The sequence below is a fragment of the Halobaculum litoreum genome, assembly GCF_030127125.1.
GTDB lineage: Archaea > Halobacteriota > Halobacteria > Halobacteriales > Haloferacaceae > Halobaculum > Halobaculum litoreum.
This window is the reverse complement of sequence record NZ_CP126156.1, coordinates 2,464,889-2,480,432: the sequence shown is the minus strand read 5'-3', so window position 1 is coordinate 2,480,432 and position 15,544 is coordinate 2,464,889. Positions and strand designations below refer to the sequence as shown.

The 15,544-nt window shown below is 73.0% G+C and carries 17 protein-coding genes and 2 pseudogenes; 9 read left to right on the top strand and 10 right to left on the bottom strand.

Going from position 1 to position 15,544, the window contains the following annotated elements; all coding sequences use genetic code 11:
* The first annotated feature begins 154 nt into the window (after positions 1 to 154).
* From P0R35_RS13515 to P0R35_RS13505, 3 genes are all read left to right on the top strand, one after another.
* Complete coding sequence (locus tag P0R35_RS13515) at positions 155 to 1,288, top strand: thiolase family protein (RefSeq protein ID WP_284012959.1); 1,134 nt, start codon at positions 155 to 157, stop codon at positions 1,286 to 1,288.
* A gap of 194 nt (positions 1,289 to 1,482) precedes the next feature.
* Positions 1,483 to 2,862: a serine--tRNA ligase gene (serS, locus tag P0R35_RS13510; RefSeq protein WP_284012958.1), complete on the top strand. Its 1,380-nt coding sequence runs from the start codon at positions 1,483 to 1,485 to the stop codon at positions 2,860 to 2,862.
* Between the two features lie 104 nt (positions 2,863 to 2,966).
* Complete coding sequence (locus P0R35_RS13505; RefSeq protein WP_284012957.1) at positions 2,967 to 3,461, top strand: DUF367 family protein; 495 nt, start codon at positions 2,967 to 2,969, stop codon at positions 3,459 to 3,461.
* Between the two features lie 15 nt (positions 3,462 to 3,476).
* Here P0R35_RS13505 and P0R35_RS13500 read toward each other — a convergent pair.
* The 4 genes and pseudogenes from P0R35_RS13500 to hemB all read right to left on the bottom strand — a co-directional run bounded on the left by P0R35_RS13500 (position 3,477) and on the right by hemB (position 5,990).
* Positions 3,477 to 3,838 (bottom strand): annotated as a pseudogene (locus P0R35_RS13500) (DUF5518 domain-containing protein).
* Positions 3,839 to 3,865: 27 nt separating this feature from the next.
* The gene (locus P0R35_RS13495; protein ID WP_284012956.1) at positions 3,866 to 4,015 is read right to left on the bottom strand and encodes a hypothetical protein; all 150 of its coding nucleotides are present in this window, start codon (positions 4,013 to 4,015) and stop codon (positions 3,866 to 3,868) included.
* Positions 3,949 to 4,941 (bottom strand): hypothetical protein, encoded by a 993-nt coding sequence (locus P0R35_RS13490; RefSeq protein WP_284012955.1) that lies wholly within the window; start codon positions 4,939 to 4,941, stop codon positions 3,949 to 3,951. Before P0R35_RS13490 ends, P0R35_RS13495 begins: the two co-directional genes overlap by 67 nt.
* 68 nt (positions 4,942 to 5,009) lie before the next feature.
* On the bottom strand, positions 5,010 to 5,990 hold the full coding sequence (hemB, locus tag P0R35_RS13485) for a porphobilinogen synthase (protein WP_284012954.1): 981 nt from the start codon (positions 5,988 to 5,990) through the stop codon (positions 5,010 to 5,012).
* Between the two features lie 171 nt (positions 5,991 to 6,161).
* Here hemB and P0R35_RS13480 point away from each other — a divergent pair, with 171 nt between their 5' ends.
* On the top strand, positions 6,162 to 6,659 hold the full coding sequence (locus tag P0R35_RS13480; protein ID WP_284014649.1) for a DedA family protein: 498 nt from the start codon (positions 6,162 to 6,164) through the stop codon (positions 6,657 to 6,659).
* A gap of 68 nt (positions 6,660 to 6,727) precedes the next feature.
* Entirely contained in the window at positions 6,728 to 7,282 is a 555-nt protein-coding gene (locus tag P0R35_RS13475; RefSeq protein WP_284012953.1) for a GNAT family N-acetyltransferase, read from the top strand.
* 24 nt (positions 7,283 to 7,306) lie between these two features.
* Here P0R35_RS13475 and P0R35_RS13470 read toward each other — a convergent pair whose 3' ends face one another.
* Together P0R35_RS13470 and P0R35_RS13465 are read right to left on the bottom strand one after the other, a co-directional pair.
* Positions 7,307 to 7,480 (bottom strand): DUF6757 family protein, encoded by a 174-nt coding sequence (locus P0R35_RS13470; RefSeq protein WP_284012952.1) that lies wholly within the window; start codon positions 7,478 to 7,480, stop codon positions 7,307 to 7,309.
* Positions 7,481 to 7,505: 25 nt separating this feature from the next.
* Entirely contained in the window at positions 7,506 to 8,333 is an 828-nt protein-coding gene (locus tag P0R35_RS13465; RefSeq protein WP_284012951.1) for a PHP domain-containing protein, read from the bottom strand.
* Between the two features lie 189 nt (positions 8,334 to 8,522).
* On the opposite strand from P0R35_RS13465, the gene P0R35_RS13460 reads away from it, so the two are divergent.
* A complete protein-coding gene (locus P0R35_RS13460; RefSeq protein WP_284012950.1) occupies positions 8,523 to 8,807 on the top strand; it encodes a DUF5789 family protein in 285 nt (94 codons plus the stop codon).
* A gap of 103 nt (positions 8,808 to 8,910) precedes the next feature.
* Here P0R35_RS13460 and P0R35_RS13455 read toward each other — a convergent pair whose 3' ends face one another.
* Positions 8,911 to 9,951, bottom strand: a complete 1,041-nt coding sequence (locus P0R35_RS13455; RefSeq protein ID WP_284012949.1) for a DUF5784 family protein — start codon at positions 9,949 to 9,951, stop codon at positions 8,911 to 8,913.
* A 126-nt stretch (positions 9,952 to 10,077) separates the two neighbouring features.
* Between P0R35_RS13455 and P0R35_RS13450 the strand changes: the two genes are divergently transcribed.
* Positions 10,078 to 10,248 carry a DUF5786 family protein gene (locus P0R35_RS13450; protein ID WP_345782749.1) on the top strand — a complete coding sequence of 57 codons (171 nt, stop codon included), beginning with the start codon at positions 10,078 to 10,080 and terminating at the stop codon, positions 10,246 to 10,248.
* 22 nt (positions 10,249 to 10,270) lie between these two features.
* Here P0R35_RS13450 and P0R35_RS13445 read toward each other — a convergent pair whose 3' ends face one another.
* From P0R35_RS13445 to P0R35_RS13435, 3 genes and pseudogenes are all read right to left on the bottom strand, one after another.
* Positions 10,271 to 11,038 (bottom strand): DUF7530 family protein, encoded by a 768-nt coding sequence (locus tag P0R35_RS13445; protein ID WP_284014647.1) that lies wholly within the window; start codon positions 11,036 to 11,038, stop codon positions 10,271 to 10,273.
* A gap of 53 nt (positions 11,039 to 11,091) precedes the next feature.
* On the bottom strand, positions 11,092 to 12,147 hold the full coding sequence (locus P0R35_RS13440; protein ID WP_284014646.1) for an NAD(P)H-binding protein: 1,056 nt from the start codon (positions 12,145 to 12,147) through the stop codon (positions 11,092 to 11,094).
* Positions 12,148 to 12,234: 87 nt separating this feature from the next.
* Positions 12,235 to 13,101, bottom strand: a pseudogene (locus tag P0R35_RS13435) (YkgJ family cysteine cluster protein); the annotation flags it as partial.
* 142 nt (positions 13,102 to 13,243) lie between these two features.
* Here P0R35_RS13435 and P0R35_RS13430 point away from each other — a divergent pair.
* Together P0R35_RS13430 and P0R35_RS13425 are read left to right on the top strand one after the other, a co-directional pair.
* On the top strand, positions 13,244 to 13,462 hold the full coding sequence (locus P0R35_RS13430) for a DUF7561 family protein (RefSeq protein ID WP_284012948.1): 219 nt from the start codon (positions 13,244 to 13,246) through the stop codon (positions 13,460 to 13,462).
* A gap of 87 nt (positions 13,463 to 13,549) precedes the next feature.
* Entirely contained in the window at positions 13,550 to 15,448 is a 1,899-nt protein-coding gene (locus P0R35_RS13425) for a helicase C-terminal domain-containing protein (protein WP_284012947.1), read from the top strand.
* Positions 15,449 to 15,544: the final 96 nt, after the last annotated feature.

Below are 15,544 nucleotides of genomic sequence, written 5' to 3'. Positions count from 1 at the left end.
CGCGACGTTGCCGCCGGAGGCTGTTAAGCGCGTCGAAGCCCCGGAGACGCGGCGTGTCGCCGCGACCGACTCGTCGCGGGCGACGCCGCCCCAACGCGGCGAAACGGGTGCGAGGTTCTCCCGGATTTATCAGGATCGACCGCCGAGGTCGGGTATGGCAACGCCCGTCATCGCGGCCGCGTACCGCACCCCGTTCGGTCGACAGGGAGGCGTCTTCGAGGACGTCCGCAGCGAGGACCTCTCGGTGGCGCTCATCGACCACATCCTCGACGAACACGACCTCGCACCCGACGCCGTGGACGACCTCATGTGGGGGGTCGCGCAACAGCGCGGCCAGCAGGACAACAACGTCGCGCGCGTCATCGCCCTGCTCTCGGAGTTGGGCGAGGGGACGCCCGCGACGACGATCAACCGCTGGTGCGCCTCCTCGATGCAGTCGGTCATCTCGGCGTCGGACGCCGTCGCCGCGGGCAACCGCGAGTGCATCGTCGCGGGCGGCGTCGAGTCGATGAGCAACGTCCCGATGGACGGCGACTCCTACCAGCACCTCCACCCGGAGCTGTCGGAGAAGTACAACGTCTTCCAGCTCCAGATGGGGATGACCGCCGAGAAGGTCGCCAACGAGCACGACGTGAGCCGCGAGGCGCAAGACGAGTTCGCCGTGCGCTCGCACCGGCGCGCCGCCGAGGCGACGGACTCGGGGCGCTTCGACGACGAGATCGTCCCGATCGAGACCGCCGACGGCGTCGTCACCGAGGACGAGGGCATCCGCCGCGACACGAGCGTCGAGACGCTCGCGGAACTGTCCCCGGCGTTCACCGGCGACGGCTCCGTCACCGCGGGCAACTCCTCGCAGATCACCGACGGCGCCGCCGCCACGCTCGTCTGCTCGAAGGAGTTCGCCGACGAGCACGGCCTCGAGGTGCTCGCGGAGGTCGGCACGAACAACGTCGCCGGCGTCGACCCGACGGTCATGGGTATCGGCCCGGTCCCCGCGACGCGCGGCCTGCTGGAGCGCGCGGGCACCGACATCGACGACTACGGGCTGGTCGAGGTGAACGAGGCGTTCGCCTCCCAGTGTGAGTACACCCGCCGCGAACTCGGCATCGACGAGGACATCTACAACGTCAACGGCGGCGCCATCGCGCTGGGCCACCCGCTGGGCGCCTCCGGCGCGCGGCTCCCGGTGACGCTCATCCACGAGATGATCAAGCGCGACGTCGACCGCGGGCTGGCGTCGCTGTGCGTCGGCTTCGGGCAGGGCGCCGCGATCGAGTTCAGCCGGTAGGCCGCCGTTCCGGTCGCCGATTTTCGCGTGTGGAGGCGGGCGAGCGACGGCCGTCCGGGCCGCGGACGGGGGCGCTCGGGAACCGTCCCCCTGTGTTCGCGGTCCCGGGGACCGCCGCCCGACCCGGAGCACGCTCTGCGACGGCGTCACGCGGACCCGACACGGTTTAGGCCGAACCCTCGGAACCACCGGGTATGATTTCGAGGCAGTTCCTCCGCGAGCACCCGGAGGAGGTACGCGAGGGGATCGAGAACAAGGGGGTCGACGTCGACCTCGACCGACTCCTCGAACTCGACGAGGAGTGGCGCGAGCTGAAGGGGCGCGGCGACACGCTGCGCCACGAGCGCAACGAGGTGTCGTCGACGATCGGCCGGCTCAAACAGGAGGGCAAAGAGGAGGAGGCCCAGGAGGCGATCGACCGCAGCGGCGAGCTGAAAGCCGAGATCCGAGAGGTCGAGGAGCGGGCCGACGAACTGGAGGACGAACTCCACGAGGCGATGCTGCACGTCCCGCAGATCCCCGACGACGACGTGCCCGTCGGCGACGACGAGTCGGAGAACGTCGAGGTGCGCCGTGAGGGGTTCGACGACCTCCGCGAGCTGCCCGACGAGGTGATCCCCCACTACGATCTGGGCGAGGACCTCGACGTCCTCGACTTCGACCGCGGCGCGAAGGTGTCGGGCGGCGGCTTCTACTTCGCCAAGGGCGAGGGCGCGATGCTGGAGCACGCGCTGATCCAGTTCTTCCTCGAGGTCCACCGCGAACAGGACTACACCGACGTGTTCCCGCCGATCCCGGTGCGCTCGAAGTCGATGGAGGGCACCGGCCAGTTCCCGAAGTTCGTCGACGACGCCTACCGCATCGGCGACGAGAACCACGACGAGATCCGCGACGACGACCTGTGGCTGCTCCCGACCGCGGAGGTGCCCGTCACCAACATGTACCGCGACGAGATCCTGCTCGACGACGACCTCCCGGTCAAACACCAGGCGTACTCGCCGAACTTCCGGCGCGAGGCCGGCGAACACGGCACCGAGACGCGCGGGATCGTCCGCGTCCACCAGTTCAACAAGGTCGAACTCGTCAACTTCGTCCGCCCGGAGAACAGCGACGACCGGTTCGAGGGGCTCGTCGCCGAGGCCGAGGAGGTGTTGAAGCGGCTCGACCTCCCGTACCGCATCCTCGAGATGTGTACGGGCGATCTGGGCTTCACGCAGGCGAAGAAGTACGACATCGAGGTGTGGGCGCCCGGCGACGACATGGACGACGGCCCCGAGCAGGGCGGCCGCTGGCTGGAGGTGTCGTCGGTGTCGAACTTCCGCGACTTCCAGGCGCGCCGCGCGGGCCTCCGCTTCCGCCCCGAGCGCCACGAGAGCGCCGAGTACCTCCACACGCTCAACGGCTCGGGCGTCGCCGTCCCCCGCGTCGTCGTCGCGATCCTCGAGTACTACCAGAACGACGACGGCACGGTCGACGTGCCCGAGCCGCTCCGCCCGTACATGGGCGGCCGTGAGGTCATCGAGGGGAGCGAGAAGATCGGCGAGAGCGCCGTCGGCGCCGGCGAGAAGGAGTAAGTCGCGGTCCGCGTCGCCGGGTGTTGGGCTTCGGACGACCGGCGCGACCGGTCGACACGGCCGCGCTCCGGGGCGCTTATTCGCCGGCGTCGCCTGCGCTCGGTGTGGACCTGCACGTCCGGTACGAGGGCGACGACGACCCCGACAAGTGCACGGCCCGGAAGCTCGCCCGGTTCGACCTGGCCGAGCTCCACCGGTCGGACCGGGCGACGCCGTACGGCGTCGTGCTCAACCCCCACGCCGAGCGGGCGCTGTCGCCCGCCGACCGCGAGGCGGGCGAGACGCTCGTCGCGCTTGACTGCTCGTGGGAGTCGGCCGGGGAGGCGCGCTTCTCGCTCCCCGGCGAGCACCGCGCGCTCCCGTACCTCGTCGCCGCCAACCCCGTGAACTTCGGGCGGCCGATGCAGTTGACGACCGTCGAGGCGTTCGCCGCCGCGCTGTGTATCCTCGGCGAGCGCGACCACGCCGAGCGCGTGCTCGCGAAGTTCACGTGGGGCGAGACGTTCCTCGAACTCAACGAGGAGCCGCTGCGGCGCTACGCCGAGTGTGGCGACTCCTCGGAGGTCGTCGCGATCCAGCAGGAGTACCTCGACCGCTGATCGGTCGCCGGGCGTCTACTCCGCCAGCACGCCGCCGACGGCGCCGGCGATGGCCGAGTCGACCGCGAACACGACGGTGACGACGAGGCCCACCAGCAGGACGCCCGCGCCGCCGAGCAGCCCCCGAGCGGGCCGGCCGCCAGGCCGAGCAGGCCGCCGAACAGCGCGAACAGCACCGTGAACGCGACGCCGGTCACCGACCCCGCGATCAGCCCGTGGTACGCGCCGTTGCCGAGGCCGCCGCCGGCGAGGTAGCCCGCGACGGCGCCGCCGAGCAGTCCCGCCCCGATCTGTCCGACGACCGGGATCGCCGTGCCGAACGCCGCGACGACGAGGAACACCAGCGTCCCCCACGCCACCGCACGCCAGTCGGTCATACCTCGACGGAGGCCGGCCGGGGGTATCTACCTGTCGTCGCCGCGGCCGTCGCGGTCGTCGTCGCCCTCGCCGCGCCCGGCGTCGCGCTCGAACGCGGCCGCGCCGTCGATCAGTCGGCCGTCCGCGTCGGCGTCGGCCGCGCCGCCTCCGCCCTCGCCCTCGTCGTCGCCCTGCACCGCGTACGCCGGGAGGTCGGCCACGTCGACCTCCCCGCCAGCAGGTCCGTCGGGTCGATGTCGCCGAGCCGGTCCGGGTCGGGGTCCGCGTCGGTCGGCGGCGTGTCGGCCGAGGGCTCGTCTGGGTCGGGCTCGGGCTCGGGGACCGGATCCGCGTCGGGCGCCGCGTCGCCGTCGGTCGTGTCGGCGGTCCCGTCCCGCTCGGCGGCCGCCTCGGCCTCCTTCGCGGCCGCGAGCTGGTCGGTCGTCGGGACGAACAGCCGGTCGGTCGCGGGGTCGTACGGGCCGTCGGGGACGCCGTCGCGCGCCTCCGCGCGGAGGCCGTCGGCCGCCTCGGGCGCGGGGTCGGGGGCGCTCGCGGCGTTGTCGCGGACGCGGTCGGCCTCGACGCCGCGGATCGCCGCCCACTCGTCGGGGTCCACGCCGGCGAGGGTCACCGCCCACGCGTCGAGCGCCGCGGCGGGCGAGGAGCCGGTTTCGAGGAGCCCGACGAGCGCGCGGAGCGTCCGGGTCTCGGCCTCGCGCCACCAGTCGGGCTTGGCGACGTACACGGGGTAGAAGAACGGCGTGTCGCTGCGGTCGGCCAGGTCCCGGGGGAACGAGACGGTACGGTCGTGGACCTCCTGGAACACGGTCATGTTCACCGCGGCGACGGCCGCGAGGAGGTCGGCGTCCATCTCGTAGCCCGCCGCCTCGAGTTCGGCGCGGAGGTCGGCGAAGGCGAACGCGAACCACGCGGAGTCGGCGTCGTCGGCGAGGAGGTGGTTCGGCGCGTCGTCGTCGCGGGCGCGGCGGTACTGCTCGTCGATCCGCGACTGGACGGCGTCGTGGAGGACGCGGAGGCCGATGCGCACGTCGTCGACCGTGAAGTCGGTGCGCTGGGCGACCTCCTCGATGTACGGGTCGGGGACCGCCGGCCGGTGCATGCCCGTGGGTGTGTCGGAGGGCGGTAAAACGGTTCGTGTTCTCGGGGTCGGGGCGCCGGCGGCCGCGCCTACAGCGACTCCGCCACGTCCTCGGCGAAGTACGTGAGGATCAGGTCCGCGCCCGCGCGCTTCAGCGACAGCAGCGACTCGTGGGCGGTCGCCTCCAGATCCAGCCAGCCGCGGTCGGCCGCGGCGTGCAGCATCGCGTACTCGCCGGAGACGTTGTACGCGGCGACCGGGCGGTCGAACCCCTCGCGTACGTCGCGGACGACGTCGAGGTACGGCAGCCCCGGCTTCACCATCAGCACGTCCGCGCCCTGCTCCGCGTCGGCTCGTGCCTCCCGCATCGCCTCGCGGCGGTTGGCGGGGTCCATCTGGTAGTGGCGGCGGTCGCCGAAGGCGGGCGCGCCGTCGGCGGCGTCGCGGAACGGCCCGTAGAACGACGACTCGTACTTCACCGCGTAGCTCATGATCGGCACCTCGGCGAACCCCGCGTCGTCCAGTCCCGCGCGGATGGCGCCGACCATCCCGTCGGTCATCGAGGAGGGCGCGACCATGTCCGCGCCCGCCTCGGCGTGGGAGACGGCCGTCTCCGCGAGCAGGTCGAGCGTCTCGTCGTTCTTCACCGTGAGGGTGGGGTCCGTCTCGGCGCCGTCCTCGACGACGCCACAGTGGCCGTGGTCGGTGTACTCGCACATGCAGACGTCGGTGATGACGTACGCGTCGGTCTCCGCCGAGATGTCGCGCACCGCGCGCTGGACGACGCCGTCGGCGGCGTACGCGCGCGAGCCGACCGCGTCCTTCGCCTCGGGGATGCCGAACACCATCACGGCCTCGACGCCCGCGGCCAGCACCTCCTCGACACGCGCGACCGCCTCGTCGACGGGGACGCGCTCGTGGCCGGGCATCGACTCGATGGCGACGCGCTCGTCGGCGGTCGCGTCGACGAACACCGGCGCGATCAGGTCCGACGCCGAGAGGCTCGTCTCGGCGACGAGCGGCCGCACGCCGTCGGTCCGGAGGCGGCGGGGCCGATCGGTCGGGAACATGGGGCCACGTCGGCCCGCGTCGGACCTAAAGGCCGCGTTCGCGGCGCGGCCGGCCGGCGCCGCCGCGTCGGCGACGGCCGCCGCTCCCGGCGGGCGACGAATGACACAAGCCCTATATCGGCCGACTGGCAAGCCGTCGGCGTGACGCGCTCACCCCTCCAGCTCGGCGCGATGCCCCCGTGGCTGGAGTCGCTGTTGGCCTCGGAGTACGCGCTCGTCGTCCTGTTCGCCGTCTTCGTGCTGGAGGGCGCGATGCTGATGTACTTCATGCCGAGCGAGCTGATCGTCCCCGGCTCGCTGCTGCTGTTCGGTCACTCGGCCGACACCGTCGTCGCGGTGCTCGCCGTCGCGGTGCTCGGCGCGACCGTGGGCCAGACGGCGCTGTTCGTCGTCGCCCAGCGCGGCGGCCGCGAGTGGCTCCTCCAGAAACGGTGGTTCCGCGTGAGCGAGGAGCGCCTCGACAAGTTCGACGGCTGGTTCGACCGCTGGGGACAGGTGGTCGTCCCCGTGTCGAACTCGCTGCTGTTCACGCGCGGGATGCTCACCGTCCCCGCGGGGCTCGCGGAGATGGACGTGCGGCGGTTCGCCGTGCTGTCGGCGGCCGGGACGCTGGTGTTCGAGGCGGCGCTGGCGGCGCTGTACGTGTTCGGCGTCGACCTGCTGTGGTGAGCGGGGCGCCGCGCCGCGGGCGTTCGCACCGACGGTGGCTTTTTGCCCCCGACGGGTGAGCGCGACCCATGCCCGGTCCCGCGTTTCTCGTCGGCGAGCGCGTCGCCCTCCACACCGTCGAGGAAGCCGACGAGGCGTTCCTCCACGAGCACCGCAACCGCGCCCGCTTCCGCGACCCGATGGGCGAGTTCGCACCGCTGACCGCCGAGGACGTCACGGCGTACCGCAGTGAGGTCGTCCGCGGCGACGACGGCGTCACCCTCCTGATCTGCGTCGACGGCGACCCCGTCGGCCTCTGTTTCCTGTTCGACGAGGACCCGCGCCGCGGCGTCGCGGAGGTCGGCTACTGGCTCGTCCCGGACGCCGAGGGGCACGGCTACGCCACGGCGGCGGTGCGGCTGCTGTGTGGCTACGCGTTCGACGAGCGCGCGCTCCACCGGATCACGGCCCGCGTGTACGAGGGCAACGACGCCTCGAGCCGGCTGTTGGAGCGCGTCGGGTTCACCCAGGAGGGGCGACTCCGCGAGGACAGCGTGCGCGACGGGCGGCGCCGCGACACGCTTCGCTACGGCCTGTTGGCGCACGAGTGGACGGCGACGGACGATCCGACGGGGGAGGGGTGACGGCGGCGGGGACGGACCGGCCGGTCAGGACTCCCGGTCGGTCTGTGTCACGTCCACCTGCTCTCGGATGGCTTCGAGCCCCTCGCTCTCGGCGAGCTCCTCGACGCGGTCGCGGAAGTGCGACTCGCACAGCCCGACCTTGATGCCGCCGCGCTCGGCGGCGTAGGCGGCCTCCCGGTCGCAGTAGTGACACTGCATACCCACAGAAGGCGCCCGGTCGTACTTAACCCCGCGCCTCCGGCAAGCGGTCCCGCACCGCGGTCCAGCGGGCGGCGTCGAGGCCGTCGACGCCCAGTTCTTCGCCGTGTGCGTCGGTCCCCCCGGTGAGCAGCAGGTCGTGGTCGCGCGCCAGCGCCTCCACGCGGGCGGGGTCGTCGTCGACCCCCTCGCCGTACGGGTAGAACCGCTCGACGGCGTCGAGGTCGTGCGCGACGCAGAGGTCGAACGCCGCCGCGGGGTCGTCGTACCGGAACGGGTGCGCGAGGCCGACGACGGCGCAGGCGCCGGACAGGAGCTCGACCCCCTCCGCGACCGGCGTCACCGACCGCGGGACGTAACAGGGCCCGTCGTTCCCGATGAGGTGCTCGAAGGCGCCCCGGTAGTCGTAGTCGGCGTCGCTCTCGTCGATGGCGCGGGCGACGTGGGGCCGACCCAGTCCCGCCCGCGGTTCGAGGCCGAGGTCGACGCCGAGGTGCGCCTCCACCCGCTCGACCATCCGCCGGCCGCGCTCGCGGCGGTCCGCCTGCAGGCGGTCGCACTCCGCGCGGAGCGCGTCCTCGGCGCCGGGGGCGGCCGCCTCGCCGCCGACGCCGTAGCCGAGCAGGTCGACGCGCTCGCCGTCCGGCCCGGTGTCGACGCGCAGTTCGATGCCGCGCACGACCGTAACGCCGTCGCGGACGCACACCGGCGCGCCGAGGTCTGGGTGGATCCGGTCGTGGTCGGTGACGGCGACGGCGTCGAGGTCGGCGCGCCGCGCCGCCGCGGTGAGCGTGTCGAGGGTGAACTGCCCGTCGGAGACGACGGTGTGGGCGTGGAGGTCCGCGGTGACCATCGTCGGATCGGGGGCGACCCGGCGGGAAGGCCGTTCCGGTCGTCCGCGACCGTCGCGACGGCCGTCCGACGCCGCGGAACCGGCCGACGACACGCGATAAAAGGACATTATAATACGTTATAGTCTACCCACCTCACGAAGGTCGTACATGGACAATCGTTACATACTATCGGCCGCTTCGATCCGTTGATGCGCCTGAACGGCACGGAAGACGACCTATCGGCCCACGAGTACCCCGCGACGAGCGGCGAACTCATCGACGCGTACGGCGACACCCGTATCGACCTCCAGGACGGGACGGAGACGCTCGGCGCGGTACTCGGCCGCCTCGGCGCGGAGACGTTCCACTCCGCCGACGACGTGATGATGACGCTGTGGGGCGGGGTCGGCCACGAGGCGGTCGGTCGTCGCTTCTACAGCGACCGCGACGCCCCGACCGTCGGCGAGGACGGTCCGGACCCCGTCTCGTTCTGAGCGCGGGGGCACCGCCGGCGACGGCCGCCACCGTCGCGCGACCCGCCGCCGGCACCGCCCGGCACCCGGCTCAGTCACCCGTTCCCGGGCGGTTCTCCGTTCGCTACACCCACTCCAGCGCCGCGTCCAGATCGAGCGGCACGCTCCCCTTCTTGTACGCCTCCGTCCGGCCGTCGGGCCGCGAGCGGAACACGACGGCGGGCCGGTGACCCACCTCGGGGCGCTCGCCGCGGACGGCGAACCAGTCGTCGTCGGGGAACGACGAGCAGTCGACGAACAGCGTGATCCCGCCGCCGTGCGCCTCCAGCTGGCCGCTCGTCTTCGTCTCGACGGTGTCGCGGACGGCGGCGGAGGGCGTGCCGGCCGAGCGTCGGTTGGGCGCGACCGGCCGCGTCACCTCGACCAGCGTCGAGGTGCCGTCCGGCCGGGTCGCGCGGAAGTCGATGACGTGGTCGGTCGTCACCTCGATCTCCGGTTCGATGTCGTAGCCGGCGTTCACGAGCAGGCGGGCCACGTCGAACTCGCCCATCGTCGCCGTCATCCGGGTGATGTCGAGGTACTCGCTGGTGCCGAGTTTGCTCGCCATCTCCTCGCGCTCGTCGTCCATGACGCCGGTCGCGAGGAACTGCTCGTAGAAGCCCAGGGCGTCGAAGCGGTCGGCGTCGGGGAACCCCGCCGCGTGCTCGCGGAAGAACTCCCGGGTCGTCCCCGACCCGTCCTTCGAGCACAACACGGGGAGGAAGTACCACGCGAGGTGCGGGAAGTCCTCGAACCACGGCTCGTCCTCGTACAACACGGCGAGCAGTTCCCGCTCCGCCCACCGCGTCACGGGGAACGGGACGTCGGCGAGGGCGTACTTGTCGGTGCGCCACAGCGTCGAGGGCGTCTCCGTGTTGCCGAGCCAGTAGGCGCCGGGACCGCCCCCGACGCCGGCCGGGCCGTCGCCGTCGGCCGTCCAACAGAACAGCGCGAGGCTGCCGTCGTCCATGTCGAAGCGGCGGGCCTCGTAGCCGGAGGGCGGCGCGAACCACGGGTCGCGCTCGGTCGCCCCGAGGTTGTCGTCGAGGGGTCGGTAGAGGTCGTCGCGGACCCGGGACGCCGACCACGTGCCGGGGGCGTATCTGAACCGAAGCGGGCGTGCCACGACCGATATCATCGGTCCCGCGGTTTCAACCCACCGCTCGGCCCGCGGACGGCTTCGCTTCACGCCCGGAACCGTGTGAACGACCGACACATATATTACACTCAATTTGCTACGTGATACCGTACCATGTCAATGGGTGCCTACGACGAGGACGAGCACGAGCGCCGGGAGGAGAAGGCGCGCGTCGACGGCGACTTCGCGGAGGAGCGCAGCGAGTATCGCGGCCGCGTGACGTACGACTCCGGCGAGTCGGCCGAGGCACTCCTCGACCAGTTCAAGACGATCAAAGGCGAGTAACCCCGCTCGGACTTCTCCGGTCTCACTCGGCCGCCAGCGACAGCGCGATCGCCGTCGCGGAGACGGCGGTGACGGCCACGACGTGCCCGCACATCGCCAGCAACAGCACCGGCCGGTCGGCGATGAACGGCACCAGCGCGAGTTGGGCGAGCGCGAAGCCGACGTTCAACGCGTCGAGCCGGCGGAAGCGGAGTCTGGTCCCCGGGCCCGGCGACAGCCGGATCTCCCGGTACAGGGAGACGACCGCGGTCCACCACGACGTGCCGATCCGGTAGCAGAGGTCCCACAGGACCAACAGCGCGAGGAACACGACCGGCGTCGGCGGCTCGGCGCCGAACAGGTCGTCGACGAGCGGCGTCTCGGCCGTCGCCACCTGGAACGGGAGCAGCGCCGCCGCGGGCGACGGCTCGCCGACCGTCGCCGGGTCGGTGACGAACAGGTGGGTGACGAGCGCGATGAACGCCAGCACCGCGAGCACCACCTCGATGCTCGACCCGAACAGCAGGCGGTAGTACGTCTCGGCCACGTCGAGGCGCCGGTTCTCGCCGCCCAGCTTCAGCATGAAGTAGCTCCCGACGGCGGCGACGCCGACGGCGGCGGTCCCCGCGGGCACCGCCGCCCAGAGGTCGTACAGCCACGCGAACAGCAGCACGCCGACCTCGAACACGACGATCTGGAGCCCGATCGCCGCCGGCCGCGACAGGCTCGCGCCCGGGAGCGCGCCGACGATGCTCTCGTACACCCACGCCTCGCCGTAGGCGGGTCGCGGCTCGCGGTCGACCGGGTCGATCGCGCCGTCGGCGGGGCCCTCGCCGTGTGCGCCGCCCTCCGCGGGCGGCGCTGTCACGCGGAGACCCCCGGCTCCGCCTCCGAGTCCCGGTCGGCGTCGTCCGCGCCGTCGGCGTCGTCCGCGGACCCCGAACCCGGGTCGGACCGGCCGTCGCCGGGCGGGTCGGATGAGTCGTCGCCGCGCTCCAGCGCGCGGCGGAGCGCCTCGTCGAACGGCGTCAACTCGACCGGGACGTGCTCCCGGATGGCGTCGTCGCCGACGACGACCGGGGTGCGGAGGCCGTCGACGAGCGGGTCGACCACGCCGTCGGGCACGTCGGTGACGAGGCGGACCCACCCCGAGGAGAGCCGCGGCGTGAGCACGGGCACGGGGATCACGTACAGGCGCCCGCCCAGCGCGCGGCGGGTGCGCCGCAGCATCTCCTCGTAGGTGAGGACGTCCGGCCCGCCGATGTCGTAGGTGCCGCCGGCCGTCTCGGGGGCGTCGAGCACGCCGACGAGGTACGCGACCACGTCGTCGACGAAGATCGGTTGGCACTCGGTGCGGACCCACCGCGGCGTGACCATCACCGGGAGGCGGCCGGCCAACTGTCGGACGATGTCGAAGCTGGCGGAGCCGTCGCCGACGATCACCGCCGCCCGCAGGGTCGTCAGGTCGTACTCGCCCTCGCCGAGGATCCGCGCGACCTCGCGGCGCGACCGGAGGTGCTCGGAGAGGCGTTCCTCCTCCTCGTCGCCGAGGCCGCCGAGGTACACCACCCGGTCGAGGCCGCCGGCGCCGGCGGCGTCGGCGAACGCGGTCGCCGCGCGGCGGTCCGCCTCGGCGAAGTCGTCGCCCTCGCCCATCGAGTGGACGAGGTAGTAGGCGGCGTCGCAGTCGAGCGCGGCGAGCCACCGGCCGAGCGGCTGGGTGCTCGTCTCGCCGGGGCCGGTGGCGAGGCGCACGTCGTCGGGCGCGAGGAGGTCGCCCTCCAGCACGCGCACGCCGTCGGGAGCGTCGTAGCGGTCGGCGTCGCGGACGAGGGCGACCACCTCGTGGCCCGCCGCCAGCAGCGCGGGCACGAGGCGGCTCCCCACGAAGCCGGTGGCGCCGGTCACGAGGACACGCATACCGTCCACATCCACACGTGCCCCGATAACCCTTGGTCCGGTTCTGGGCGGTCCGGGGCGGTCCGACCGCGCCGGCTCACCCCCGTCGTCCCACGCGTCGGTCGGGGGCGCCCCGCGCGCCTCCTCGACGGCGGCGGGGGCGGGGGCGTCGACGGCGGCCGACCCGGGCTCGCCGGCCGCCGACCGCCACTCGCCGTCGGCCGCGCCCGCCCACGAGTCGGCCGCGAGCGCCCGTTCGCGCTCGCGCTCGAACCGGTCGCGGTTCACGTCGACCGTCCCCGGGGCCGACGCCGCCGCCGCGGCGACGAACGTCGCGCGGTCCTCGGGGGTCGCCGCGCCGTCGACGAGCCGCCCGACCGCCCCGTCGAGGGCGGCGGGGTCGGGGTGGAGGAACACCGTCGAGCCGAGCGCGCCGGGGCGCAGGGGCGGCGGCGGGAGGTCCGCGGGGACCGCGTCGTCGCGGAGGCGCTCGCCGGGGGCGCCGTGGACGCGCTCGACGCGCTCGCACTCGGTGTCGGCGTCGAGCGCGAGGTTGTGGCCCGGGTACGTCCGACACCGCTCCGGGTACCGCTCGGTGTCGTGGATCCGGCACCGGAGCGTGTCGGGGTCGAGGAACGCGCAGGCGTCGAGCCAGACGCGCTCCCCGCCGAACGGCGCGACCGGCTTGGGCGACTTGCGGAGGCCGACGAGGAACGCCGGCCGGCCGTCGATGGCGGCGACGCGGTGGCCGTCCACCTCGGCGTGGCGGGGGCCGTCGGTCGCGAACAGTCTGGGGACGAGCACGTCGCCGAGGCCGTCCGCGAGGAACCCCCGGATCTCGTCGCGCGACAGCGGGACCATGTGGTAGGTGTCGTCGAGCGCGCGGTAGCGCCCCTCGCGCTCGCGGTCGTCGGGCGCGCCAAGCGGCCGCCAGTCGATGCAGCAGCCGGCGCACCCCTCGCAGTTCACCTCCATGTGTCGCTTGCGGACACGGTCGGCGGGCAAGAACCTGTCCCCGGCTGCGGGCGGGCGGGAAGCGGCGGCCGGGGGCGACCGGCGACGACCGGCGCCGGCGGCGGAGCCGCGCGTTTATCGCCCCGGCGCACCGACGGCCGGTATGAGCAAGCAGCGCTGTGACGGCTGCGGCCGGCGGGTCCGTCTCGGCGGGGGGATCGGCGATCTGTGGTCGTTCGAGGCCGGGAGCACGGACGGGCTGACGCTCGAACTCGCGGACGGCTCCGAGCACTTCCTGTGTTACGACTGCATCGACGCCCTCCCCGACGACGAGGAGGTCACGCGCGCCCACGTCGAGTCGCTCCCCGCGGCCGACGAGTAGCCGGGCGACGACGGGCCGCGACCCGGGCGCGAGCGTGCAGCCATCCGACACGCTTACGCCCGCCGCGGCGGTCCGTTCGGCCGTACTGTGGACCCCAGCCGGATCGTCTCGGAGTTCCCCGCCCCCTCCTTCCGCGGCACCCAAGAGCGGGCGCTGGCCGACATCACGGACGCGTTCGCCGCCGGCAACCGCGTCGTGCTCGTGCGCGCGCCGACCGGGAGCGGCAAGTCGCTGCTCGCGCGCGCCATCGCCGGCGCCGCCCGCCGCGTCGAGGAGGCCAGCCCCTCGGAGGCGACCGGCGCGTACTACACGACGCCGCAGGTGTCGCAGCTCGACGACGTCGCCGAGGACGACCTGCTCGACGACCTCAACGTGATCCGGGGGAAGTCCAACTACGACTGCGTCCTCCCCGGCGAGGAGGACACGCCCGTCAACCGGGCGCCGTGTGCCCGCCGGCGCGGCTACGACTGCTCGATCCAGCACCGCTGTCCGTACTACTCCGACCGCGCCATCGCCTCGAACCGCCCCATCGCGGCGATGACGCTCGCGTACTTCATGCAGACCGCCGGCTCCGACGTGTTCCGCAAGCGCGACGTGGTCGTCGTCGACGAGGCCCACGGCCTCGCGGAGTGGGCCGAGATGTACGCGACCATCGAACTGTCGCCCCAGACCGTCCCCGTCTGGGACCGGGTCGGCGTCCCGGACATCCACAACGCGGAGGTCGGGCCGCTGGAGCGCACCTCGCGGTTCGCGCAGGCGCTGCTGGGCGTCTGCACCGACGAGAAGGACGAACTCCTCCGGCAGGGCGACCTCTCGCCCGAGGAGGCCGCCCGGCGCGACCGCCTCCAGGAGCTGATCTCCGAGCTGAAGTGGTTCCTCGAGGACTACCGCGACGTCGACTCGGCGACGACGTGGGTCGTCGACCAGCCCGACGGCGAGGGTGGCGCGCTCACGATCAAGCCGCTGGACCCCGAGAAGTACCTGAAACACACCGTCTGGGACCGCGGCAACCGCTTCGCGCTGCTGTCGGCGACCATCCTCAGCAAGGAGTCGTTCTGCCGCGGCGTCGGCCTCGACCCCGACGACGTCGCCCTCGTCGACGTGGAACACACCTTCCCCGTCGAGCACCGCCCGCTGTACGACACGACGCAGGGGAAGATGACGTACGACCACCGCGACGAGACGCTCCCGAAGGTCGCGCGGCTGTGCCTGCGGCTGATGGCGCGCCACCCCGACGAGAAGGGGCTGATCCACGCCCACAGCTACGCCATCGCGAGCCGGCTGGTCGAGCAGTTCGGCCAGTTCGGCGTCGGCGCGCGCGTCCGGAGCCACGACAGCGACGACCGCGACGCCCAACTGGAGGCGTGGAAGGCCAGCGACGACCCGGAGGTGTTCGTCTCGGTGAAGATGGAGGAGGCGCTGGACCTGAAGGGCGACCTCTGTCGCTGGCAGGTGCTGTGTAAGGCGCCGTACCTGAACACGAGCGACTCACGGGTCGCCGCCCGACTTGAGGACGGCCAGTGGGCGTGGTACCACCGCGCCGCCCTCCGCACCGTCATCCAGGCGTGCGGCCGGGTCGTCCGCGCGCCAGACGACCACGGCGCCACCTACCTCGCGGACGCCAGTCTCCTCGACCTGTTCGAGCGCGCCGAACACGACACGCCGCCGTGGTTCCGCGACCAGATCGACCGCATGACCGCCCCGGACCTCCCCGAGTTCGACCCCGAGGCGGCGATGGCGGGGATGGACGCCGACCCCGGGCCGAGCTCCGGCGCGGGCCACGGGGCCGGCCGATCGACCGGGGGCGGCGGCTCGAAGGGGTTCGGCGGCGGCACCGGCGGCTCGTCGTCCTCGTCCGCCTCGCGGTCGTCGGCGGGGCGCTCCTCCTCGGGCGGCTCCGCGTCGGGGTCCCGTTCCGGGGGGAGCGACGGCACCGACGACGACCCGATGGCGGACCACCCCCTCTCGGACGTGTGGGGGGAGTAGGCGTACCCACACGCCGCCGCGCCCGGATACGTCCTTATATCACGAACCCACACGGCCCGCGGCCGCGCCGACCTTAGTGACATATTATCTCACGAA